Below are 20,567 nucleotides of genomic sequence, written 5' to 3' on the forward strand. Positions count from 1 at the left end.
AGCGGCCCGGCGAACCCGGCGTGTTCGCCGACGGCACGCGGCCCGCCGTGCGACGTCTCGGCTCAGACCGTCGCCGCCGCGCGATCTCCGACCCGCTGGCCGACGACCGCGGACACGCCGTCCTGACGCATCGAGACGCCGTAGAGCGCGTCGGCGATCTCCATCGTGCGCTTCTGATGCGTGATGACGAGCAGCTGCGAACTGGCGCGGAGCTGCTCGAACACCGTGAGCAGGCGACCGAGGTTGGCGTCGTCGAGCGCCGCCTCGACCTCGTCCAGGATGTAGAACGGGCTGGGACGGGCTTTGAAGATCGCGACGAGCAGGGCGACGGCCGCGAGCGACCGCTCCCCGCCGGACAGCAGCGAGAGTCGCTCGATCTTCTTGCCGACCGGGCGCACCGCGACCTCGATGCCGGTGTTCAGCAGATCGTCGGGATTGGTGAGCGAGATGCTGCCGGCGCCGCCGGGGAAGAGCAGCGGGAAGACCTCGCCGAACGCCTGGCGGGTGTCCTCGAACGCGGACGCGAAGATCGTCTGCATCCGCTCGTCGAGCTCGGTGATGATCGTGAGCAGATCCTGTCGGGTCTTGGTGAGATCCGCGAGCTGCTCGGTCAGGAACGCGTGCCGCTGCTCGAGCGCTGCGAACTCCTCCAAGGCGAGCGGATTCACCCTGCCGAGCTGGGCGAGCTTGCGCTCCGCCTCCTGCAGACGGCGCTGCTGGATGCGACGGTCGAACGGAATCCCCGTGGGCGCGCGATCTGCCGGAGCATCGTCCGCATCCGACGCCTCCGCGAGGTCGTCCTGATCCGCCGCGACCACCATGACATCGCGGGGAACCACCTGATCCGGACCGTATTCCGCGACCAGGATGTCCTCATCCAGAGCGAGCTCGGACTGCACCCGCTCGAGCAGGCTGGACAGGTGCAGCTTCTTCTCGTGGATCTGCAGCTCGAGCCCGTGCACGCTCTCCGTGAGGCCGGCGAGGCGCTCGCGGATCGAGGAGTCCTGCCGCCGCAGCTCGCCGAGCTCCTCGTTCTGCGCCGACCGCGCAGACTCTGCGGCGGCCAGCGCCAGACGGGCCTCGGCCACGGAGCGGTCGACCGAGTCCAGGATCCGCGGCAGCTCCGCGGCGACCCCCGAAGCGGTCTCGCGCTGAGCCCGCCGGATCACCGCTCGCCGGGCGGCCTCGGCGGCTGCCTCCCGCTCCCGCTCGCGCTGGCGTTCGAGCGAGGCGACTCTGGTCTGGGCCGCCCGCACGCGCTCACGCATCGTCTCGACGCCGAGACGCGCTTCGAGCTCGGCCTCGCGCGCCGCTTCGAGCGCCTCCAGCAGGCCATCGCGTGCGGAGACGTCCAAGACGGGGCGCGGCGCCGACTCGGCCTCCGCCAGCGCATCCTTCGCCCTGTCCGCGTGTGCTTCCGCATCCGCGACGGCCGACTGGGCCTGGACGAGTCCCGACTCGAGCCGCTCGCATTCGGCGATCGCGGATTCGTGCTGCACGGTCACCCGGTTGACCTGCTCGGTGTGCGTGGCCAGTGCGGCATCGTGCTCGCGCAGCGTGCGCAGCGCATCGCGGGATACGCGTCGTGCGGTCTCGAGCGCCTCGGTCGCGTCCTCGCGCGCCTCGCGCAGCGAGTCGACGACGACCCGCACCTCGTCGAGGCGGTCGACGGCCGCGTCGCGTTCGGCGACCAGTTCGAGCCGGGAGCGCTCCCCGCCGGATCCCGTGTGCAGGGTGTGCGCGGTGAGCACCTCGCCGGAGCGCGTGACGATCGTGAGCGGCACCCCGGCTGCGGCGACCGCGGCCGCATGGGCCGAACGCGCTGCGGCCAGGTCATCCACGATCACGACGTGCGAGAGGATGCCGAGCACTCCGGCCGGTGCGGTCACGACCTGCGCCGCGGGGGTCGCACCCGCGATCCCCGCATCGGACACGGCGACCGACGCGCCCTGTGCGATGACGATGTCATAGGCGCCTGCCGTCTCGTCGTCGCCGGCGAGGGCGAACGCCGAGGCGGCGTCGTCGACGAGCACGCCCTCGGCGAGCGGGCCGAGCACGGCGGCGACCGCCGCTTCGAACCCCGGCTTGACCTGGACCGCGTCGCCAACGAGCCCCCGCACGCCGGCGTGACCGGCCGCGACGATCTCCGCCGCGCCGCCCGTGACGGCGATCGCGCTGCCGAGCGCTGCGGCCTTCGCGGTGAGCGCCTCGGACTCGCGCTCGGCCGCGTGCAGCCGCTCGCGCAGTTCGCCGAGCGCGGTCTCGGAGGAGACGGCCCTGGCCTGCGCCCGCTCGTACGCCTCGGCATGTTCCGCGGCGGTGCCCTCCGGAGCTTCGCCCTCTTCGATCAGCTCGCGCGCCTCTGCGGCCTCGCGGCGACGTCCGTGCGCGGCCTCCAGCGCATTCTCCTGGCGGAGCACGGCGCCGCGAACGGCCGCCAGGGCGGATGCGGCGGCCTCGGCCTGTCCGCGCAGCGTCGTGAGTCGCATGTCATGCGCGGAGACCAGCGCGCTCTGCTCGGCGATGTCGACATCGAGCGCGTCGAGCTCGGCGCGCGCGTTCGCGACCTCGCGGGTCGCCTCGTGCGCCGCGTCCTGCGCGCGACCGATCCCCGACGAGATCTCCTCGACCTCGTCCTTCGCCTCGTCGATCGTCGTCTGGGTCACGGTCACCGCCGCGACCGCGGCGTCGTCGTCGTCGGATCCGAGCAGCGCGAGCCGCTGGTTGGCGAGCGTGAACAGTCCGCGCATGCGCTCCTGGACCTGCTCCAGCCCGAACGCGACCCGCCGGGCCTCATCGACGGCCGCGGAGTTCTGCAGCGCCTCGAGCCTGACCATCTCTGAGCGGACGAGGTCGCCCTGCTCGCTCAGCACCACGCGCTCGGCGTGGCGCTCGTGCTCGTTGCGGGTGTGGTCGGCGAGCGCCGTGCGCAGCGTCACCACATCGTCCGCGAAGATCCGCGCTTTGGCGTCGCGCACGACGGCCGCGATGGTCTGCGCCTCCCGGGCGATCTCGGCCTGGCGTCCGAGCGGCTTCAGCTGGCGTCGGATCTCCCCGGCCAGGTCGCTCAGCCGGGTCAGGTTGGTCTCCATCGCGTCGAGTTTGCGGAGGGTCTTCTCCTTGCGGCGGCGATGCTTGAGGATCCCCGCGGCCTCCTCGATGAACCCGCGGCGATCCTCGGGCGAGGCCTGCAGCACGGTGTCCAGGCGACCCTGGCCGACGATGACGTGCATCTCCCGGCCCAGACCCGAGTCGCTGAGCAGCTCCTGCACGTCGAGCAGTCGGCAGCCCTCGCCGTTGATCGCATACTCGCTGGAGCCGTTGCGGAACAGCGTGCGGCTGATCGTCACCTCGGCGTACTCGATCGGAAGCGCGCCGTCGCTGTTGTCGATCGTGAGCCGCACCTCGGCGCGTCCGAGCGGACCGCGCGTCGAGGTGCCGGCGAAGATGACGTCCTCCATCTTGCCGCCGCGCAGGGTCTTCGCCCCCTGCTCCCCCATCACCCAGGCGAGCGCATCGACGACGTTCGACTTGCCGGATCCGTTCGGCCCGACGATGCAGGTCACGCCAGGCTCGAAGGCGAACGTCGTCGGCTGCGCGAAGGACTTGAACCCCTTGAGGGTCAGGCTCTTCAGGTGCATGGGCACGCTCGGCGATCGGCGGAGTTCACGGCGTCTACGCTATCGCGGCGACCCCTTCGGTCGTGCGGGAAACGCCCGAGGTCCAGGGATTTCTGAGTGTCGGCTTGACGTCTTCTATGAAGCTCCGCTAGCGTGACAACCCGAGCCGAGAAAGGAGGTTGCCGACATGATTACAAACCGCATCGCATTCACCCCATTCCGTGGGATCGACGCGTCTTCGGCGACTTCCGCCGGCGTCTGCGCGCGCTTCGACGCGTAGAACAGACGCGCTCCCTCGTCCCGGCCTGAGGCCGGCCTGACGCCTTCGGGCGTCCGCGATCCGATCCACGGTTCTCCGTGTCGATCATCAGGTCGTCTCGATCATCCGATCCTGACGATCACTTCGGTCGCCTGCGCGATCCGGCGCCTTCGCCGGATCCGTCCCCTCACCCGTGACACGTCGCGACGTCCCACCGGACGACCCTGCGTGGAGCGAAACCGCCTTTCCGGCACGACCAACGAAAGCGAATCACCGTGAATACCGCATTGCACGCTTCGCCTCCCACCGAGTCGAAGCAGCGCGCTCTTCCCGAGCGCGACCTGTCCATCCAGCTCCCCCGCGAGGAGGAGCTCCGCAACCTGTCGCTCACCCAGCGTGTGGCCCTGCGCGTCGCCCTGCACCTCATCGTGCGGTCGCGGCCCACGACGCAGGACCAGGCTCGCTCGGCGCTGGCCGAGGCCCGCGGTCTCCGCGTGCTCCAGCAATACGAGGCCGAGCGTCTGGCTCACAGCTCGATCCGGCAGGTGCTCTGATGACCGGAGTTCGAAACGACGACCCGTTCATCGCCCTCCCCGCCGATGCGACCCTGCATCCGCTCGTGCTCCCCGCACGGGCGGATGCGGGGGCGCCCGGCCCTTTCCGCGACTACGCGGACGTACGCAACCGAACTCTCGAAGCGGCGTCCGGCCGCGATGACGACAGCTTCACCCCGGATGAGCTGCTCCCCCTGCTCACCCCCGACGCCTACACGTACCGACGCCAGTGGCGGATCGTCATCGGGGAGCGCACGATCGGCATCGCACTCCTGAACATCTCGCGCGACGGCGGCGGCGAGACCGCCACGATGGCGATCAACGTGCTCCCCGAGGAGCAGGGCCGAGGCATCGCCACCGCCGTCGCCGTCCACCTGGAGCGCCTCGCGCGCGCCGACGGCGTACGCACCCTGCAGGTGTGGACGGAGCACCTTCCGTCGGATGACCCGGCGCTGGATCCGCCGACCGGATTCGGCAGTGTCCCGCGCGACCACACCGCGCGCTTCCTGCTCGCGCAGGGCTGGACCCTGGAGCAGGTCGATCGCGTCAGCGAATACCGCTGGGGCGAGGACGAGCATCTGCCGGCGCTGCGGGCCACCGCCGAGGAGGCCGCCTCCGGCTACCGCGTCGTGCAGTGGCTGCTGCCGACGCCCGAGGAGCGGCTCGACGGATACGCGTGGATGAAGTCCCGCATGTCGACCGACGCCCCGGACGCGGCCATGGACTCGCCGGAGGAGACCTGGGACGCGGATCGCGTCCGCGAGCAGGACCAGCGATGGCTGGACATGGGTCATACGGTGCAGGTCACCGCGGCCGAGCACGTCGCGACCGGCGAGCTCTGCGCGTACAACGAGCTCTCGCTCAAGGGCGCCGACGACAGCGTCACGCAGCAGAACGACACCCTCGTGCTGGCCGCGCACCGCGGCCACCGGCTGGGTCTCCTCGTGAAGACCGCTGGGCTGCTGTCCTGGCACGAGCGCTTTCCACGCTCGACCCGCGTCGTCACGTACAACGCGGAGGAGAACCGTCCGATGCTGTCCATCAACGAGCAGCTCGGCTTCGTCCCGATCTCCTACGGCGGAGCGTGGAAGAAGGTGATCGACTGATCCATCGCCCAGGATCATCCCGGAGGATGACGTCCGGCCCGGATCCTCACTCCGGCGACCGATGATCCGCCGGACGGCGCCGACGAGGCTGGAGGCATGAGCACAGCAGTCATCGAAGCCCACGGTCTGATCAAGTCGTTCGGATCCACCCGCGCCCTCGCCGGCGTCGACCTCGGGATCTCCGCCGGGGAATCCGTCGCGATCATGGGAGCCTCCGGGTCCGGCAAGACGACCCTGTTGCACGTGCTCGCCGGGATCACCCGGCCAGATGCCGGGCGCGTGCTGTTCACTCCCCCGGCGGGCGGCCCCGTCGAGGTCAGCGCGCTGGGAGAATCGGCGAGATCGCGGCTGCGCCGCGAGTCGTTCGGGTTCGTGTTCCAGCAGGGTCTCCTGATGCCCGAGCTCACCGCGGTGGAGAACGTCGCGCTCGCCGCGATGATCACCGGCGTCCCGCGCGCGGAGGCGACGCAGCGCGCAGCGGGCTGGCTCGCCGCTCTGGGTCTGCAGGGCATGGAGGACCGACGGATCGGCGAACTCTCCGGCGGGCAGGCGCAGCGCGTCGCGATCGCCCGCGCGCAGGTGACGGGCGCGAGCATCGTGTTCGCGGACGAGCCGACCGGCGCTCTGGACTCCGCGACCTCGTCCGAGGTCATGGATGCGCTGCTCTGGTCGACCACGGGTCAAGGTCGCACGCTCATCGTCGTGACGCACGACCCGCAGGTCGCCGCGCGCTGCTCCCGGACGATCGCCGTCCGCGACGGCCTCGTGCTGGGCTCGGCGGTCGCCGCGTGAACGCCGCGACGCTGCGGCTGCTGCTGCGTCCCGCACCGGGATCCGCCGGGGTCGTGCTGATCCCGATGGTCGCCTTCGCGGTGGTCTCGGCCCTCGTGCTGACGGTCGTCGGCGGGGCTCAGGCGTTCTGGCAGTGGACCGATGAGTATGCGTTGATCTATCAGATCCTGGCGGCGGTCGCGCTCGTGCTGCTGGTGCTTCCACTCGCCGCACTGGGCGGCGCTGCCGCCCGGCTTTCCGCCCGGCGCCGGGACGAGCGGCTGTCGACCCTGCGCCTGCTCGGTGTCACCGGCTTCGGCGTCGGCGTGGTCGCCGTGGTCGAGTCGACCCTGATCGCGGCCGCCGGCGTGCTCGGCGGAGTGGTGCTGGCCCTCGGCCTCGCGCCTCTCGTGGGCCTCATCCCGTTTCGCGGCGGGCCCCTGGGAGCCGCCGTGCTCCTGCCGCCGTGGCTCATGGCCGCGATCGCGGTCGGAACCGTGCTGCTCGCGACCGTGAGCGCGGTGATCGGGCTGCGCCGCGTGGTGATCTCGCCGCTCGGCGTGCGCACCAGGACCACGCCGCCGACGCCGCACTGGGTGCGCGCCATCATCGCCGTCGCGCTGGTCGTCGCCGGATTCGTCGCCGGATTCGTGGTGCCGGGCATCGGCGGAGCGATCGCCATGATCACGGCCCTGGTCGCGATCTTCGGGGTCGGCCTCCTGGTCCTGAACCTCATCGGCCCCTGGGCGCTGAAGATCGGCGCGCGGATGCAGCTGCGCCGGGCGAAGACCCCGCAGCGCCTGCTCGCGGCGCGCATCGTGCTCGACGACGCGAAGGGCGCCTGGCGTCAGGTGAGCGGCGTGGCGATGGCGAGCTTCATGGCCGTGTTCGCCGGGACGGGTGTCGCGCTCATGGACGTGATGAGCGCCGGCGATCCCACGGCGCAGGATCTGGCGCTCCTCACCGACATGCGCACCGGCCTCATCATCACGCTCGTGGCATCCTTCCTCATGGTCGGCTGCTCGGTGGCCGTGACGCAGGCCTCCGACATCCTCGACCAGCGGGACCTGCACCGCAGCCTGCACTATCTCGGGGTTCCTGCAGGCACCGTGGATTCCGCGCGGCGGCGCGCGGTCATGTCGCCGCTGCTGACGACATCGCTGGGATCTGCCCTCTGCGCGGCCGTGCTCATCTTCCCGCTGCTCGGGATCGCGCTGATCACGGCGCCGCTCTCGATCGCGACCATCGTCGCGGTCCTGGCCGCTGGCATCGCCCTGGTATGGATCGCAACTCGGCTCACCCGGCCGCTGCTGATGCGCGCCTTCGCCGGCTGAACGCCTCTCCTCCGCAGGGGTCAGGAGCCGATCGCGGCCGTCAGGAAGTCCTCGACGGCCGCGATCGTCGTCGCGTTGTCCCGGTGCACGATTCCGCGGATGCCCAGGTGCGCAGCGCCGTCGATCTGCTGTCGGCGGTCGTCGATGAAGAACACGTCCGCTGGTTCTGCACCCATCGCCACCAGGGCAGCGGTGTACGCCTCGGGATCCGGCTTGTTCGCGCCGATCTCATGGCTGTAGCAGATCGGGTCGAAGACCGAGGAGAAGCCGTAGCGGCGCTCCTCCTCTTCGCGGGCGCCGTCGGCCGAGTTCGACAGGATCGCGACGCCGGCGCGACCGAGCAGCGTGCGGGCGTAGTCGATCAGCGGCGTGTTCGCGTCGCCGCAGTACGAGTCCCACATCTCGGTCAGCGCCTCGTCCCGTTGCTCAGCGGTGAACCCGAGCGCCTGCGCGAATCCGTCCCAGTACTCCTCGGCACGGCCCTGCACGAGATCGATGCGCGGAAGATCCGCCGCCGCGATCACCAGGTCGTACTCGGCGCGGGTCATGGCGGCGCGGGCCGCCCAGCGGTTCTTGAGCTCCTCCTGCCACGGGCCGTCGTCGACGATCTCGAGCACGCCGCCGATGTCGAACAGGATCCAGGGCTTGTTCCTCGTCATGCCTCGAGGTTAGGCGACGCGCGGCGGGGCGCCGATGGGCAGTGCTCCCCGCTCGTCTCGCCCTCGGATGCAGAAGCACCGGATGTGTCACAGAATGGATCCGTCCCGACAGCGTCACCGAGGAGCATCGCATGAGCAGCATCGTCGACTTCGTCACCGTCTCGACCGCGGGTCTCGATTCCTCGCCCATCGCCGAGGCGCTGGCGGGGCTGCGCGCGAACGAGGCACGGTACATCACCAACAAGTACGGATCCCCGTTCGCCGTGAGCACCCCGGACGAGGACCCGGCGACTCTGCGATGGGTGACGGACATCCTCCGCGAGGAGCGCGGCATCGTGATCGCGAGTCCCGCGCTCGAGGTGAACGGCTTCGAGGCGGACGGGATCCGATTCGGCTACGTGTTCTACGCCTCGGGCCTCGCGATCAACGTGATGTACACGCTCGCGGACGAGGGCAAACGCGCGGTCGGCTTCAAGCTGTCGCTCGGCATGGAGATCCCGGAGGAGCTGTCGGCCTTCAAGTTCGCACGCCAGCGGTCGAAGCTTGCTGGCGAGATCCGCGGCTCCTACTTCGTGATCAAGGGTGAGCACTGAGCGGAGCGCGGTTCGCCGACCGGTCGATTCTGGGCAGCAAGCCGGCTATTCCATGGAGGACGCGACACGCAACCACGGTTCGGCGCGGGATCCGGTCGAGGCCGATCCGCGTGCCGCACCATCCGCAGCGACCACGAGGGACCACTCCGCGAGCGACGTCCCGGCATCGGTGAGTCGCCTGCGGAGCCGGCCAACGGCCTTGCGCGTGGGATCGCCCTGAACCGATACATGCGCCATGTGGTGACGGACCAGCGCCGCGATGGCCGCGGTCTCTCGGTCCGGCCACCCCAGACGACTCCCGATCCGGAGGACGATCTCTCCCCCGAGTTCTGCGTGGCCGTGCGATGTCACCGAGTCACCGTCCGACCGGGTGGTCGCGGGTTTCCCGACGTCGTGGAACAGTGCGGCCAGGACGACGATCTCCCGGCGGTCGATCGGGCGGGGCGCGGCGTCCCACTGTTCCGCCGCAGCGTCCACGGCGAGAAGCGAATGGGTCAGCACATCGCCTTCGGGATGCCACCGAGGGTCCTGCGGCACGGAACCCAGCGCCGCCAGTTCCGGAACGCACCGGATGAGTCTCTCCCGGAGCAGCTCCTTCGACGGCTCGGTCGCGTGTCGGGCGATGCGGCGCAACGCGTCACCCGTCTGATCGTCCGCTTGATGCCCCAGAGGCGGCACCGAGTGCGGGCCATTCGCGTGCGTCATCCTCCGCGTGCCTCCACTCAGCTTTTCCTCCCCCAGAGTAGACGGGAGCGATCGCGCACGGCCACGACGATCCGTCCCGCTGCGCGGCTAAGCTCATGGGCGATGTCGACACTTGCATTTGAGCCGCTGTCCACCAGCTTCTTCGGCTGCCGAATCACCATTTCGGGCATCGCCTACTCATCCGGTGTGCTGTTCGAGAGCCCCGTGTCTTCCCCCGAACAAGAGCTCGCCTTGCAGAACGCGCGATCCGCCTTCGGTTTCGTGCAGGACGAGCGCCCCGTAGATCTCCACGCCGCCGTGGCCCGCCGTCTCCCTCCCACTGTGGATGCCGCCGTCTTCGGCGAGTGCCGGCTCGTCTCCCTCAGCGCCGTCTGGCGCACTCGAGCGCAGTCGCTCGGGCTCTCCCTCGCGTACGGGTTCGACGACGGTGTCTACGCGATCGCGTCGCTGCGCGACAACACTGTGGAAGAAGTCTCGCTCGCGGACTGACCCGGGTCCGCCGCTGGCGTTTATGCCTCGACGCTAGAGGAACCGGATCCGGGCCGCCTGAGCGCCCTCAACACAGGCAGCGCCAGGTATCCGCCTGCGGTCAGCACCGCGCCGACCAGAAGGACATCAGCGATGCCGGCCACGGCGTCGTAGCTCGTCACGATCGGGTCGTGCCAGGCGCGCTGCCACTGAAAGCTCATCGTCACCGGGAAGGACGTCGGCTCGTAGCGCGAGAGATCCTGCTGGACCCAGGCGAAGGGCAGACCGAAGCGGGCGTGGCCGAGATCGCGTACCGAGGCTGCCGTGAAGCGATCAGCCACAAGAAGGTAGAACGTTGCCAGTGCGGCGAGCGGCAGCAGACAGACGTAGACGCGCAGCACCCTCGATGGCAGGGGCCTGGTCTTCCGCACTCATGACCTCCGCGAGATCCGCTGGCACCTCGGGCAGAGGTGGCTCGACCGGTTCATGAACGCGTCGCGGCGGATCGGTCCGCCGCAGCGCGGGCAGGGCTGCCCCGTGCGTCCGTAGGCGTTCAGGGAGTGCGCGAAGTAGCCGGCCTCGCCGTTGACGTTGACGTACTGCGCGTCGAAGCTCGTGCCGCCCTCGGCCAGCGCTTTCTCCAGCACGGCCCGCACTTCGGCCAGCAGGCGGTTCACGGCGATCGTCGACAACGCGGACGCCGGAGTCTCGGGGTGGATCCGGGCCGCCCAGAGAGACTCGTCGGCGTAGATGTTGCCGACGCCGCTGATCAGGCTCTGATCCAGCAGCACGCGCTTGATGGCACTCGATCGTGTGCGCAGCGCGCTGCGGAACGACCCGTCCTGGAACGCCTCGTCCATCGGATCCCGCGCGATGTGCGAGACCTGCGAGGGGATCAGCGGCTCGGTGCTCCCCCACCCCGCGGCGCGCGCATCGGCGGTCGGTACGAGGGCGTCCACTGCGAGGGAGCCGAACGTGCGCTGATCGGCGAAGACCACGGCGAGTTCGCCGTGCTGCGGGTGCTCGACGAACAGGCGGATCCGCTCGTGCCGCTCTGCCGCAGCATCGGGGCTGCGCAGCAGCAGCTGCCCGGACATGCCCAGATGCCCGACGATCGCGGAACAGCCGTCGGCCGCCGCTGTGGCGAGAGGCATCCAGAGGAACTTGCCGCGACGTGCAACGGTCGCGACCTCGGAACCCTCGAGCCGCGCGACGAAGTCGGCGGCACCCGCGGCGTGCCTCGTGAGCGCTCGCTCGTCGTGCACCGCTACCGAGACGATGCGCGCCCCGGTCATCGCCGGGGCGAGACCGGAACGGACGACCTCGACCTCGGGGAGTTCAGGCACGGTCGCTGAGCGCGTGCCAGGCGGCCAGCGCCGCAGCCATCTCCGCCGTCTTCTTGCTCGTGCCGGTACCCGTGGTCGCGAGTTCGCCCGCGGTCACGGTCGCGGTGAAGCGCCGGTCGTGATCGGGCCCCGTGGAGACCACCTCGTAGCCGGGCGCGCTGAGCCCGAGCCGCGCGGACAGCTCCTGCAGCGCGGTCTTCGGATCCATCGCCGCCCCGTAGCGCTCGGGGTCGCCGAGGAGCGGCTCGATGAGCCGCAGCACGAGCGCGGTCGCCGCCTCGGGTCCCGCCGACAGATAGGTGGCGCCGAACACGGCCTCCATGGTGTCGGCAAGGATCGAGTCCTTGTCGCGACCACCGGTTCGCTCCTCGCCGTTTCCAAGCAGGATGTGCGCGCCGAGGCCGATGCCGCGGGCGACCTCCGCCAGGGCGACCGTCGAGACCACGCTCGCGCGCCGCTTCGCCAGTGCCCCTTCGTCGAGGTCGGGCAGCGTCGTGTAGAGCATGACCGTCACGGCCTGGCCGAGCACGGAGTCGCCGAGGAACTCGAGACGCTCGTTGTGCGGGATGGCGCCGTTCTCGTACGCGTACGAACGATGCGTCAGCGCAAGCTGAAGCAGCTCGGGGTCGATATCGACCCCGAGCTGCTCAGAAAGAGGGCGCGTCCCTACGGGGACTTCTGCCATGATCGACGGATCGATCAGACGTCGGCGACCTTGCGGCCCTTGTACTCGAGGAACAGCTCGGTGCCCTGCGAGTCGGTGACGACCTTCGCCTGGTGGGGGCGGCTGTAGACGACCTTGCCGTTCTCGATGGTCTTGACGAGGGCAGGAGCCTCCGCCTTCCACTGCGCGCGACGCGAGCGGGTGTTCGAACGGGAGACCTTGCGCTTCGGGGGGTTACCGGCCATGGTTGCTTACCTTCTGTGTTCTGGGCGCGCAGCTATTCCGCTGCGTTTCCGTGGTCTGTGATCTGCTGGAGGGCGGCCCATCGAGGATCGACGGGAGCGTCCTGCTCTTTCCCGGCGCTTCTGGTCAGCCGCTCACCGGTCTCGGGGTCGAGTCCAGGGCAATCCGGCTGACACACCGGCTGAAACGGGAGCGCCAAAACCACCGCGTCCCTGACCAGAGTTTCAAGATCCACGTGGTCGTCTTGAACCTCGAAGTCGTTCGCTTCCTCTCCAGGGTACGCGAAAAGCTCCTGAAACTCGACTTCGACAGGCTCTTCGATCGGATTCAGGCATCGCCCGCACTCTCCGCGGTACGTCGAATCGACCTCGCCGGTGACGAGGATGCCCTCGTGCACCGACTCCAACCGGGCGTAGAGATCGATCTCCTCGCCCTTCTCGACGGAGACGAGGCCTTCGCCCCACTGCTCCTTGAGAGGGATCGTGATGCGGTGCTCGCGCATCTCCCCCGGTCGGCGAACGATGTCGCGCACGGGCAGCACGAACGGTCCATTGCGTCGCGTCTTCACCGGGACAGTCTACCGGGCTGACCTGGACGGAGGCCGGTCCTCAGATCCCGCGCGAGCCGGTGTCGAGGAAGCGGGCGACCGCCGGCGGCACGAACGGGGAGACATCGCCGCCCAGTGCCGCGACCTGGCGCACGAGCGAACTGGAGACGAGCGCGTGCGCGGGATCCGGCAGCAGGAACACCGTCTCGATGTCGGCGAGGTGACGGTTGACGATCGCCATCGGCGACTCGTACGCCACATCGACCTGCGAGCGGATGCCTTTGACGAGCACTCCGGCGTTCACGTCCCTGGCGTAGTCGACCAGAAGACCCATGCTCCAGGATCCGACGATGACGGTTCCCACGACCCCTGCCTCGGCGATCGACTCCTCGAGCAGCGTGAGGCGCTGCGCGACCGGCAACATCGCCTGCTTGTCGGGGTTGTGCACCACCAGCACGTGCAGCTCGTCGTAGAGGGCCGCGGCGCGCCGGATGACATCCAGATGGCCGAGGGTCGGCGGGTCGAAGGAACCGGGGACGACGGCGATCCGAGCGCTCATGCCTCCACCCTAGCGGCGCGGATCTCTGCGTCGGCCGAGCGGCAGCGGCCGGGCGCGCTCAGTTCTTGGCGAGCGCCGCACGATCGTCGATGCTGAGCCGCTGCGCCATCGCCTCGCGCAGCCCTTCGTGCTGCTGCAGCGCAGGATCCGCCTCGATGATCTCCTCGGCGATCGCACGGGCCTGCGCGATCAGATCCGAGTCCTTGATGACCCGCAGCAGCTTGAGCGAGGATTTCGCCCCGGACTGGCGCGCTCCGAGCACGTCGCCCTCTCCGCGCAGGTCGAGATCGACCTCGGCGAGCACGAAGCCGTCGAGAGTGGCCGCCACGGCGTCGACGCGGTCGCGGGCAGGGGTCCCCTGCTCGGCCTCGGTGACCAGCAGGCACAGACCAGGCACGCCGCCGCGGCCGATGCGCCCGCGCAGCTGGTGCAGCTGGGAGACGCCGAAACGGTCGGCCTCCAGCACGATCATGGTCGAGGCGTTCGGCACGTCGACGCCGACCTCGATCACGGTCGTCGCGACGAGGAGGTCGATCTCCCCGCGGGCGAAGGACTGCATGATCGCATCCTTCTCGTCCGCGCCCATGCGTCCGTGCAGACCGGCGATCCGCACGGCGCTCAGCTTCGGATGCGTCGAGAGCGCGGCCAGCAGCTGCACCACGCCCCAGCGGGGTCCGCGGCTCTCCTCCTCCTCGTCCGCGAAATGCTCCTGATCCGCCTCCTCGGCGCCGTCGTCGGTATCGATCGCCGCGCACACGGCGAACACCTGACGGCCCTTCTCGATCTCCTCCGCGGCGCGTTCCCATACCCGGGCGAACCAGCCGGGATGGTCGGAGAGTGGGGCGACGAAGGTCTCGATGCCCGCGCGCCCGCGGGGCATGGTGCGGATCACCGAGGTGTCGAGGTCGCCGAACACGGTCATCGCGACCGTACGCGGAATCGGAGTCGCCGTGAGCACGAGCGCATGCGGACTCGTGCCCTTGGCGCGCAGGGCCTCGCGCTGCTCCACACCGAACCGGTGCTGCTCGTCGACGACCACGAGACCGAGGTCGGCGAAGGTGGTCTTCTCCCCCAGCAGCGCGTGGGTTCCCACCACGATGAGGGCCTGCCCTGCCGCGACCCTCAGGGCGGCCTTGCGCCGCTCGGGGGCCGACATCTGCCCCGTGAGCAGCGTGGGCATCACGAGCGGGGCGAGCTTCGGCCCGAGCATCTTCGTGATCGAGCGCAGATGCTGCCCGGCGAGCACCTCGGTCGGCGCGATGAGCGCCGCCTGACCGCCCGACTCGGCGACCTGCAGCATGGCGCGCAGGGCGACCAGCGTCTTGCCGGATCCGACCTCACCCTGCACGAGCCGGTTCATGGGCGCACCGCCGATGAGATCCGCGGCGATCGTCTCGCCCACCGTCTCCTGATCGGGGGTGAGCTCGAACGGCAGCGCGGCGTCGAAGCGCTCCAGCAGCCCGCCGGGTTTCGCCGGTCGAGCGGTGGCGTCGAGCATGCGCACGAGGTAGCGCTGCTGCATGAGGGCGCTCTGCAGCGTGAGCGCCTCGTGCATGCGCAGCGTGCGGATCGCCGGTGCGATCTCGTCCTTGTTGCTCGGCCGGTGGATCCGCTCGAGCGCGACGCGGGCGTCGAGCAGTCCCTCCTCGCGGCGCACCTCGTCGGGAATCGGCTCCGGCACGAGGCCGAGATCGTCCAGGACCGTGCCGACCATCTTCTCGATCTGCCACGTGGTGAGGGCCGCCGTGGCCGGGTAGATGGGCAGCGGCGTTGTCACGAGCACGTCGGCCTGGGTGCGCGCACGCAGCTCGTCGTCGAACATCTCGTACTGGGGGTGCGCGAACTGGGTGACGCCGCGATAGTCGCCGACCTTGCCGGTGAACACACCGCGTCGGCCGATCCGCAGCTCCTTCTCCCGCCATTCGAGCTGGCCGCGGTACTTGGCGAAGAACGTCAGCACCATGCGGCCGACGCCGTCGCCGATGTCGACGGTCATCATCGCGCCACGACGATTCTTCATGTCGCGCACGGTCACCGACATCACCTCGGCCACGATCGTGACCGTCTCGCCCTTCGGGAGGTCGAGGATCGGCGTGAGTTCGCCGCGGTTGGCGTAACGGCGCGGGTAGTGCGAGAGCAGATCCCAGACCGTGCTCATGCCGAAGGCCTTCTGCAGCGCCTTCGCATTCCCGTCGCCGACCGCGACGGCGAGCGGCGAATCGAGGCGGAGCGGCATGCTCAGAAGTCTAGAACGGGCACCGGACAGCGCGCGCCGCGTGTGCACAGCGGCACAGCGCGACGGCGACCCGCCCGGCATGAGGGCTCAGCGACCGAGGAACTCCAGTGCGGCGTCGCGGAACGGCTTCGACCCCGGCGCGTTGAAGTGATGCCGGCCCGGGATCTCGAAGAACGATCCGTGCGGCGAGGCGTCCGCGAGGCGGCGCGACCCGGCGATGATGGGGTCCTCGGATCCGGTCGCGAAGAGGATCGGCTGCGCCGGCGCGGTCGCCGGATCCGGATCGATCGTGCGCGCCTCCCCGCGCATGCCGAGCGCGAGGGCGAGCATCACATCGAGATCGTTCCCCGGCACGCGTTCGGTGAGAGCGATGTAGTCGCGCGTGGCGGGGTCGGTGACCGGCGCCCCCTCGGCCAGGTACGCGCGCACCTCTGCGACGTCGAGCCGCTCCAGCGGGCGCCCGTCGGGGATCCCGCCCAGCACGGCGCGCGGAACGCGGTCGCCGAGGTCGCGCAGCACCTCCCAGCCCACGCGGGCGCCGAGGGAGTAGCCGACGTAGAGGGCTTCGTCGACGAGGTAGGTGTCGAGCACCTGCTCGATGTCGCCAGCGAGGGTGCGCATCGTGTAGTCCTCGGGCTGGCGCGGCTTCTCGCTCGCGCCGTGACCGCGCTGGTCGATGCCGAGCACCCGGTATCCGGCGCGCTCCAGGGTACGTGCCCAGCCGGTGAGCACCCAGTTGTCTCGCGTGCTGGAGGCGAAGCCGTGCACGAGCAGCACGACGGGTGCGTCCGGATCGCCCCAGGTGTAGGTCGCGAGCCCCACGCCCTCACCCGCCTCGATGATCTGCGGGCGGGGCATGCTGATCAGTTCTGCAAGAGGTTCTGCCACTCCTCCATCTTGGCCCCGCTCCGCCCTCCGCGGGCTGTCCCGCCGCGGGCATGACGCCGTGCGTCGCGCCGGCGTCCGGCGCGGGTCGGGCGTCCGCGGGGCGAATAGGGTGAACGGGTGACGAGAATCATCGCCGGAACGGCCGGCGGCACCCGCCTGGACGTGCCGGGGCAGGGAACCCGGCCCACGAGTGATCGGGTGCGCGAATCGCTGTTCGGCGCGCTGTCCTCGATGGACGCGATCGCCGACGCGCGCGTGCTCGACCTGTACGCCGGATCCGGAGCCCTCGGGCTGGAGGCGCTCAGCCGTGGCGCGCGCAGCACCGTGCTCGTCGAGAAAGGACGCGCCGCCGCTGCGGTCGTCCGACGCAATGCCGCCACGGTCGCGAAGGCGCTGGGCGGTGACGCGGCCGGGAGGACGAGCGTGCAGGAGTCGTCCGTGCACGGCTACCTCCTCCGTGCCGCTGGTCCGTTCGACCTGGTCTTCACGGACCCGCCCTACGATCTGTCCGACGCCGACATGACGGCCGATCTGGTGGCCCTCGCTCCGCTGCTCTCCCCCGACGCCGTCGTCGTGATCGAGCGTGGGAAGCGCTCCACACCCCCGGATCTCGCCGCCGCGGGCCTCAACCTCCTCCGGGAGAAGGTCTACGGCGACACCGCGCTGTGGTGGGCGGAGCCGACGGCTCCCTGATCGTCAGCGTCGGGCGTCGGCTCCGGCGTCCCGGTAGGGATCCCAGCCGAGCGGACCGACCGGCTCGCCGTCGCACAGCACCGGGGTGTCCGCCGCCGCCGCGATCACGGATCCGATCCGCCGGAAACCCGGCGGCAGCATCCCCGCGGGGAACGCGGCGAGCAGGGCGTGGTCCTCACCGCCGGCCAGAGCACGATGCGGGTGGGCGCCGAGAGCGGCACGCTCCAGGGAGATCGTGACCCCCGAGGCCTCCGCCATGCGGCCGGCATCCAGCGCCAGTCCGTCGGAGACGTCCATCATCGCGGTGGCTCCGGCGATCGCGGCCATCGGGCCGAGTCCGATCGGCGGCATCGGGCGCAACTGCGCGGCGATCGCGTCGGCCTCCCCCTCGTCCAGCGCCGCGGGGTCGACGGGCACCGCCACGCCGTCGCGGTGGAAGCGCCGGAACAGCACCGAGAGCCCGTGACCCGCGACCCCCATCTCCCCCGCGATCGCGATGTCGTCTCCCACCTGAGCGCCGGAACGGGTGACGGCGGGGCGGCCCTCGAGGTCGCCGAGCGCGGTGACGGCGATCATCAGGGTCGCCGACACGGTCAGGTCGCCGCCGACGACGGCGCAGCCGGGCGCGAGGGCGGCGCAGGCGTCGCGGAAGCCGTCGGCCAGCGCGGCGATGAAGGAGAGCCGGCGATCCTTCGGCACGGCGAGCGCGACCAGCAGTGCCGTGGGACGCGCGCCCATCGCTGCGATGTCGGCGAGGTTCACCGCCGCCGACTTCCAGCCCAGGTCGTAACCGCTCGACCACGCCGCGCGGAAGTCGGGGCCCTCCACGAGCGTGTCGGTGGTCGCGACGACGGATCCGGACGGCGCCGCGACCACGGCGGCGTCGTCGCCAGGGCCGAGCAGCGCATCGCGCCCCGCGGGCGTGCGCGCGAGGATCGTGCGCAGCACCCGGCCCTCGCTCACCTCGCCGATCATCGGATCGTCGGATCCCGAATCCTCCACGGTCGCGTCGGATCCCGGAGCTGAAAGGTCCACCATGCTCTCAACGGTAGCCTGGAGGGATGCCCCGCCGTCTCGCCGTCGCCACCGTCCTCGTGCTCGCAGCGGGGCTGCTGGCCGGGTGCAGCTCGACCGTGCATCTGAACGCCGCGGACGACGCGAACGACCCGCGCTGCGCCGACGTGTCCGTGCGGCTCTCGAACGTGCCCGCGATCGACGGGCACGATCGGCGCTGGACCGACGCGCAGGCGACGGCGGCCTGGGGCGATCCGGCCGTGGTGCTGCTCACCTGCGGCTTGCCGGAGGCGGAACCGACGAGCACCCTCCAGTGCATCTCCCTGCAGGGCATCGACTGGCTCGTGGATGACACCAAGAGCCCCTACCTGACGCTCACGACGTACGGCCGCAAGCCCGCCGTGCAGCTCTACGTCAACAGCAAGCCCGACGAGCCGAACAAGGGCGTCAGCGCGAACGACGTGATCGGCAACAAGAGCCTCGCCGCGGCGATCGCGACGATCCCCGCCACGCACGCCTGCACCGAGCGGCCCGGGTCGGACGCGACGCCCGCCCCGTCCGCATCGCCCGCCACCGGCAGCTGAACCCTCCGCTTCTACGGACCGAGACCGGCTCAAACGGCCTCGGGCTGAGGCCCGGCGGCCGGCTCCTCCCTCACGGAGACCCGTGCCGCCGTCGGCGCGGCCTCGTCGTCCCGCGCACTCTGCAGCACGATCTCGGCGAGGGCGGGCACCCAGAGGAGAGCGCCGATCAGAATCGTCAGCCACGCGCCGTGCGGCGTCGTGATGTCGGCGATGAACGCCACCCCGATCGGCACCCCGATCAGCATGATCAGCGAGGGGATCCCCGCGAGCAGTCGCACCCAGCGCCTGCTTCGCCGTGAGAACAGGAATCCGGCGCCGATGAAGGCGGCGAGCAGCGGGAGGGTCGCCGGGTCGGCGAGCATCGCGAAGGGCGCGAGCGCGAGCCAGGCGGCCCCGCGCGGTCTGCCCGCGATCCGCCGTGCGAACGCCCAGCCGAAAAGCGCGCCCATGGCGGTTCCGGGGATGAGGATGAAGCCGAACGTGCCGAGCCAATGGAACGTCGAATCGAATCCCGCGAGCTGCGCCATCATGCCGCGCATCGAGGCGGCCCACGCCAGCCCTCCGACGGCACCGACGACGATCGGCATCGCCTGTCCTCTCGTGGTCGCGTCCATGACTGCTCCCTTCGCCGGCGGGATGCCGCCGCATACTCTGATGCAGCGGGACCACAGTGATGTTCTATCAGGGCGCACGCTCCGATGCGGGCGCATTGCCTCCGCGGAAACAGGCTCCGCGGCCGGCGGGCGCGGTTCCGGAGGCCGCGGCCCGATCAGCGTCGCGATGCGCGCGCCGCGCGGGTGATCGTCTCCGTGAAGTCCGCGAAAAGCGTGACCATGGCGAGGAGTTCCGGCCGGGAGTCGGACGCGCGATCGTGCATGTAGTACCAGCACGACGGCACCCCGTCGAGTTCGACCCGTTTCAAGGCCGGCGGGAGCGCCGCGGCCAGAGCTGCCGGGATCACCGTGATCCCCGGCCCCGTGAGCAGCTGCCCTGCCACATCGGAGGTTCGCGATGCCGGCATGCGCACCAGCGACGCCTCCCCGAGCGGGCGGACGTCGGCGAGGACGAATGGATCCATGTAGCTCGCCGGCAGGTCCGGCGCGTACAGCAGCGGCTGCCGCGCGAACTCCGCCACCGGCACGCTGCGCCGGTAGGTGTACGGGTGCCCTGTGGGGATGAGGCCGACCCGCTTCAGTTCACCGAGCCGCGTCGAGACCACGTCCTCAGAGTCCGACACGCCGAAGGTGAGCACCGCGTCCACCGCACCCGCCCGCAGATCGGCATTCAATCGCTCGAACACGGTCGGCACCAGGATGACGCCCACGCCGGGATAGGCGTGCGAGAGAGCGAGTTCGAGCGTTGCGAGTGCGGCCGGCATGAGCGGCGCGACGGCATCCACGCCCGCGGGAAAGGCGACCCGCAGTCGCTCGGCCGGCTCCGCGACCGCCGCGAGCTGAGCGGCCTGAGCGGCTTCCAGCACCCGCGGCGCGAACTGGAGGAACCGGCGTCCCGCGGCGGTGATCGCGATCACGCCTCCGGAGTCCCGCTCGAGGAGCGGGACTCCGAGTTCCGCCTCCAGACGCTATACGCGCTTCGTGACCGCGGAGATCGACACGCCGAGCTCGGCAGCGGCGTGGCCGAAATGCCGATGACGGACGACGGCGAGGAACGAGGCCAACCCGATGAGGTCCACCGTGCCCTCCCCTCGCGCTCAGAGCGCCAGG

23 protein-coding genes are annotated in these 20,567 nt (G+C 70.5%); 8 read left to right on the top strand and 15 right to left on the bottom strand.

From position 1 onward, the window contains the following. Positions 1-62: 62 nt before the first annotated feature. Complete coding sequence (smc, locus tag RS86_RS16120) at positions 63-3,641, bottom strand: chromosome segregation protein SMC (protein WP_045273254.1); 3,579 nt, start codon at positions 3,639-3,641, stop codon at positions 63-65. 525 nt (positions 3,642-4,166) lie between these two features. Here smc and RS86_RS16125 point away from each other — a divergent pair. The 4 genes from RS86_RS16125 to RS86_RS16140 all read left to right on the top strand — a co-directional run bounded on the left by RS86_RS16125 (position 4,167) and on the right by RS86_RS16140 (position 7,644). After that, positions 4,167-4,433 (top strand): hypothetical protein, encoded by a 267-nt coding sequence (locus RS86_RS16125; protein ID WP_045273255.1) that lies wholly within the window; start codon positions 4,167-4,169, stop codon positions 4,431-4,433. Continuing rightward, the gene (locus RS86_RS16130) at positions 4,433-5,539 is read left to right on the top strand and encodes a GNAT family N-acetyltransferase (protein WP_052680321.1); all 1,107 of its coding nucleotides are present in this window, start codon (positions 4,433-4,435) and stop codon (positions 5,537-5,539) included. The genes RS86_RS16125 and RS86_RS16130 overlap by 1 nt, the downstream gene beginning before the upstream one ends. Before the next feature lie 96 nt (positions 5,540-5,635). Then, complete coding sequence (locus tag RS86_RS16135; protein ID WP_045273256.1) at positions 5,636-6,331, top strand: ABC transporter ATP-binding protein; 696 nt, start codon at positions 5,636-5,638, stop codon at positions 6,329-6,331. Beyond that, positions 6,328-7,644: a permease gene (locus tag RS86_RS16140; RefSeq protein WP_045273257.1), complete on the top strand. Its 1,317-nt coding sequence runs from the start codon at positions 6,328-6,330 to the stop codon at positions 7,642-7,644. The genes RS86_RS16135 and RS86_RS16140 overlap by 4 nt, the downstream gene beginning before the upstream one ends. Before the next feature lie 20 nt (positions 7,645-7,664). On the opposite strand, the gene RS86_RS16145 is transcribed toward RS86_RS16140, so the two are convergent. Beyond that, positions 7,665-8,303: an HAD-IA family hydrolase gene (locus RS86_RS16145; RefSeq protein ID WP_235281800.1), complete on the bottom strand. Its 639-nt coding sequence runs from the start codon at positions 8,301-8,303 to the stop codon at positions 7,665-7,667. A gap of 131 nt (positions 8,304-8,434) precedes the next feature. Here RS86_RS16145 and RS86_RS16150 point away from each other — a divergent pair, with 131 nt between their 5' ends. After that, positions 8,435-8,896 (top strand): hypothetical protein, encoded by a 462-nt coding sequence (locus tag RS86_RS16150; protein ID WP_045273258.1) that lies wholly within the window; start codon positions 8,435-8,437, stop codon positions 8,894-8,896. A gap of 45 nt (positions 8,897-8,941) precedes the next feature. Here RS86_RS16150 and RS86_RS16155 read toward each other — a convergent pair whose 3' ends face one another. Continuing rightward, entirely contained in the window at positions 8,942-9,601 is a 660-nt protein-coding gene (locus RS86_RS16155; RefSeq protein WP_052680322.1) for an HD domain-containing protein, read from the bottom strand. 102 nt (positions 9,602-9,703) lie between these two features. Between RS86_RS16155 and RS86_RS16160 the strand changes: the two genes are divergently transcribed. After that, the gene (locus tag RS86_RS16160; RefSeq protein WP_045273259.1) at positions 9,704-10,090 is read left to right on the top strand and encodes a hypothetical protein; all 387 of its coding nucleotides are present in this window, start codon (positions 9,704-9,706) and stop codon (positions 10,088-10,090) included. Positions 10,091-10,110: 20 nt separating this feature from the next. Here the strand turns inward: RS86_RS16160 and RS86_RS16165 are convergent, their stop codons facing one another. The 8 genes from RS86_RS16165 to RS86_RS16200 form a co-directional block, all read right to left on the bottom strand. Then, a complete protein-coding gene (locus tag RS86_RS16165) occupies positions 10,111-10,470 on the bottom strand; it encodes a hypothetical protein (protein ID WP_045273260.1) in 360 nt (119 codons plus the stop codon). Positions 10,471-10,500: 30 nt separating this feature from the next. Continuing rightward, on the bottom strand, positions 10,501-11,415 hold the full coding sequence (gene mutM, locus RS86_RS16170; RefSeq protein WP_045273261.1) for a bifunctional DNA-formamidopyrimidine glycosylase/DNA-(apurinic or apyrimidinic site) lyase: 915 nt from the start codon (positions 11,413-11,415) through the stop codon (positions 10,501-10,503). After that, positions 11,408-12,100 carry a ribonuclease III gene (gene rnc / locus RS86_RS16175; RefSeq protein ID WP_045273262.1) on the bottom strand — a complete coding sequence of 231 codons (693 nt, stop codon included), beginning with the start codon at positions 12,098-12,100 and terminating at the stop codon, positions 11,408-11,410. The genes mutM and rnc overlap by 8 nt, the downstream gene beginning before the upstream one ends. 14 nt (positions 12,101-12,114) lie before the next feature. Continuing rightward, complete coding sequence (rpmF, locus tag RS86_RS16180) at positions 12,115-12,324, bottom strand: 50S ribosomal protein L32 (protein WP_013586329.1); 210 nt, start codon at positions 12,322-12,324, stop codon at positions 12,115-12,117. A gap of 32 nt (positions 12,325-12,356) precedes the next feature. Beyond that, positions 12,357-12,824, bottom strand: coding sequence for a YceD family protein (locus tag RS86_RS16185; RefSeq protein ID WP_045273339.1), 468 nt, complete (start codon positions 12,822-12,824; stop codon positions 12,357-12,359). Positions 12,825-12,930: 106 nt separating this feature from the next. Then, a complete protein-coding gene (gene coaD, locus RS86_RS16190) occupies positions 12,931-13,428 on the bottom strand; it encodes a pantetheine-phosphate adenylyltransferase (RefSeq protein WP_045273263.1) in 498 nt (165 codons plus the stop codon). 58 nt (positions 13,429-13,486) lie between these two features. After that, positions 13,487-15,664 (bottom strand): ATP-dependent DNA helicase RecG, encoded by a 2,178-nt coding sequence (locus RS86_RS16195; protein ID WP_045273264.1) that lies wholly within the window; start codon positions 15,662-15,664, stop codon positions 13,487-13,489. Positions 15,665-15,751: 87 nt separating this feature from the next. After that, the gene (locus tag RS86_RS16200) at positions 15,752-16,552 is read right to left on the bottom strand and encodes an alpha/beta fold hydrolase (protein ID WP_419177708.1); all 801 of its coding nucleotides are present in this window, start codon (positions 16,550-16,552) and stop codon (positions 15,752-15,754) included. A gap of 117 nt (positions 16,553-16,669) precedes the next feature. Between RS86_RS16200 and rsmD the strand changes: the two genes are divergently transcribed. Continuing rightward, positions 16,670-17,245, top strand: coding sequence for a 16S rRNA (guanine(966)-N(2))-methyltransferase RsmD (rsmD, locus tag RS86_RS16205; protein ID WP_045273266.1), 576 nt, complete (start codon positions 16,670-16,672; stop codon positions 17,243-17,245). Positions 17,246-17,248: 3 nt separating this feature from the next. On the opposite strand, the gene thiL is transcribed toward rsmD, so the two are convergent. Continuing rightward, a complete protein-coding gene (thiL, locus tag RS86_RS16210; protein ID WP_045273267.1) occupies positions 17,249-18,283 on the bottom strand; it encodes a thiamine-phosphate kinase in 1,035 nt (344 codons plus the stop codon). Positions 18,284-18,306: 23 nt separating this feature from the next. Between thiL and RS86_RS16215 the strand changes: the two genes are divergently transcribed. Further along, positions 18,307-18,843 carry a hypothetical protein gene (locus tag RS86_RS16215; RefSeq protein WP_045273268.1) on the top strand — a complete coding sequence of 179 codons (537 nt, stop codon included), beginning with the start codon at positions 18,307-18,309 and terminating at the stop codon, positions 18,841-18,843. A gap of 29 nt (positions 18,844-18,872) precedes the next feature. On the opposite strand, the gene RS86_RS16220 is transcribed toward RS86_RS16215, so the two are convergent. The 3 genes from RS86_RS16220 to RS86_RS20190 all read right to left on the bottom strand — a co-directional run bounded on the left by RS86_RS16220 (position 18,873) and on the right by RS86_RS20190 (position 20,536). Then, positions 18,873-19,457: a hypothetical protein gene (locus RS86_RS16220; protein ID WP_045273269.1), complete on the bottom strand. Its 585-nt coding sequence runs from the start codon at positions 19,455-19,457 to the stop codon at positions 18,873-18,875. 155 nt (positions 19,458-19,612) lie between these two features. Then, on the bottom strand, positions 19,613-20,374 hold the full coding sequence (locus RS86_RS16225) for a LysR substrate-binding domain-containing protein (protein ID WP_045273270.1): 762 nt from the start codon (positions 20,372-20,374) through the stop codon (positions 19,613-19,615). Positions 20,375-20,425: 51 nt separating this feature from the next. After that, positions 20,426-20,536 carry a LysR family transcriptional regulator gene (locus RS86_RS20190; RefSeq protein ID WP_082076832.1) on the bottom strand — a complete coding sequence of 37 codons (111 nt, stop codon included), beginning with the start codon at positions 20,534-20,536 and terminating at the stop codon, positions 20,426-20,428. Positions 20,537-20,567 lie beyond the last annotated feature (31 nt).

This window comes from Microbacterium azadirachtae, assembly GCF_000956505.1.
GTDB classification, from domain to species: domain Bacteria; phylum Actinomycetota; class Actinomycetes; order Actinomycetales; family Microbacteriaceae; genus Microbacterium; species Microbacterium azadirachtae_A.

Excerpts from the sequence above, each read along its gene's own strand:
- smc (WP_045273254.1), bottom strand. The coding sequence starts at position 3,641 with ATGCACCTGAAGAGCCTGACCCTCAAGGGGTTCAAGTCCTTCGCGCAG.
- RS86_RS16130 (WP_052680321.1), top strand. The coding sequence starts at position 4,433 with ATGACCGGAGTTCGAAACGACGACCCGTTCATCGCCCTCCCCGCCGAT.
- RS86_RS16135 (WP_045273256.1), top strand. The coding sequence starts at position 5,636 with ATGAGCACAGCAGTCATCGAAGCCCACGGTCTGATCAAGTCGTTCGGA.
- RS86_RS16145 (WP_235281800.1), bottom strand. The coding sequence starts at position 8,303 with ATGACGAGGAACAAGCCCTGGATCCTGTTCGACATCGGCGGCGTGCTC.
- RS86_RS16150 (WP_045273258.1), top strand. The coding sequence starts at position 8,435 with ATGAGCAGCATCGTCGACTTCGTCACCGTCTCGACCGCGGGTCTCGAT.
- RS86_RS16155 (WP_052680322.1), bottom strand. The coding sequence starts at position 9,601 with ATGACGCACGCGAATGGCCCGCACTCGGTGCCGCCTCTGGGGCATCAA.
- RS86_RS16160 (WP_045273259.1), top strand. The coding sequence starts at position 9,704 with ATGTCGACACTTGCATTTGAGCCGCTGTCCACCAGCTTCTTCGGCTGC.
- rnc (WP_045273262.1), bottom strand. The coding sequence starts at position 12,100 with ATGGCAGAAGTCCCCGTAGGGACGCGCCCTCTTTCTGAGCAGCTCGGG.
- rpmF (WP_013586329.1), bottom strand. The coding sequence starts at position 12,324 with ATGGCCGGTAACCCCCCGAAGCGCAAGGTCTCCCGTTCGAACACCCGC.
- RS86_RS16185 (WP_045273339.1), bottom strand. The coding sequence starts at position 12,824 with ATGCGCGAGCACCGCATCACGATCCCTCTCAAGGAGCAGTGGGGCGAA.
- coaD (WP_045273263.1), bottom strand. The coding sequence starts at position 13,428 with ATGAGCGCTCGGATCGCCGTCGTCCCCGGTTCCTTCGACCCGCCGACC.
- RS86_RS16195 (WP_045273264.1), bottom strand. The coding sequence starts at position 15,664 with ATGCCGCTCCGCCTCGATTCGCCGCTCGCCGTCGCGGTCGGCGACGGG.
- thiL (WP_045273267.1), bottom strand. The coding sequence starts at position 18,283 with ATGGTGGACCTTTCAGCTCCGGGATCCGACGCGACCGTGGAGGATTCG.
- RS86_RS16215 (WP_045273268.1), top strand. The coding sequence starts at position 18,307 with ATGCCCCGCCGTCTCGCCGTCGCCACCGTCCTCGTGCTCGCAGCGGGG.
- RS86_RS16220 (WP_045273269.1), bottom strand. The coding sequence starts at position 19,457 with ATGGACGCGACCACGAGAGGACAGGCGATGCCGATCGTCGTCGGTGCC.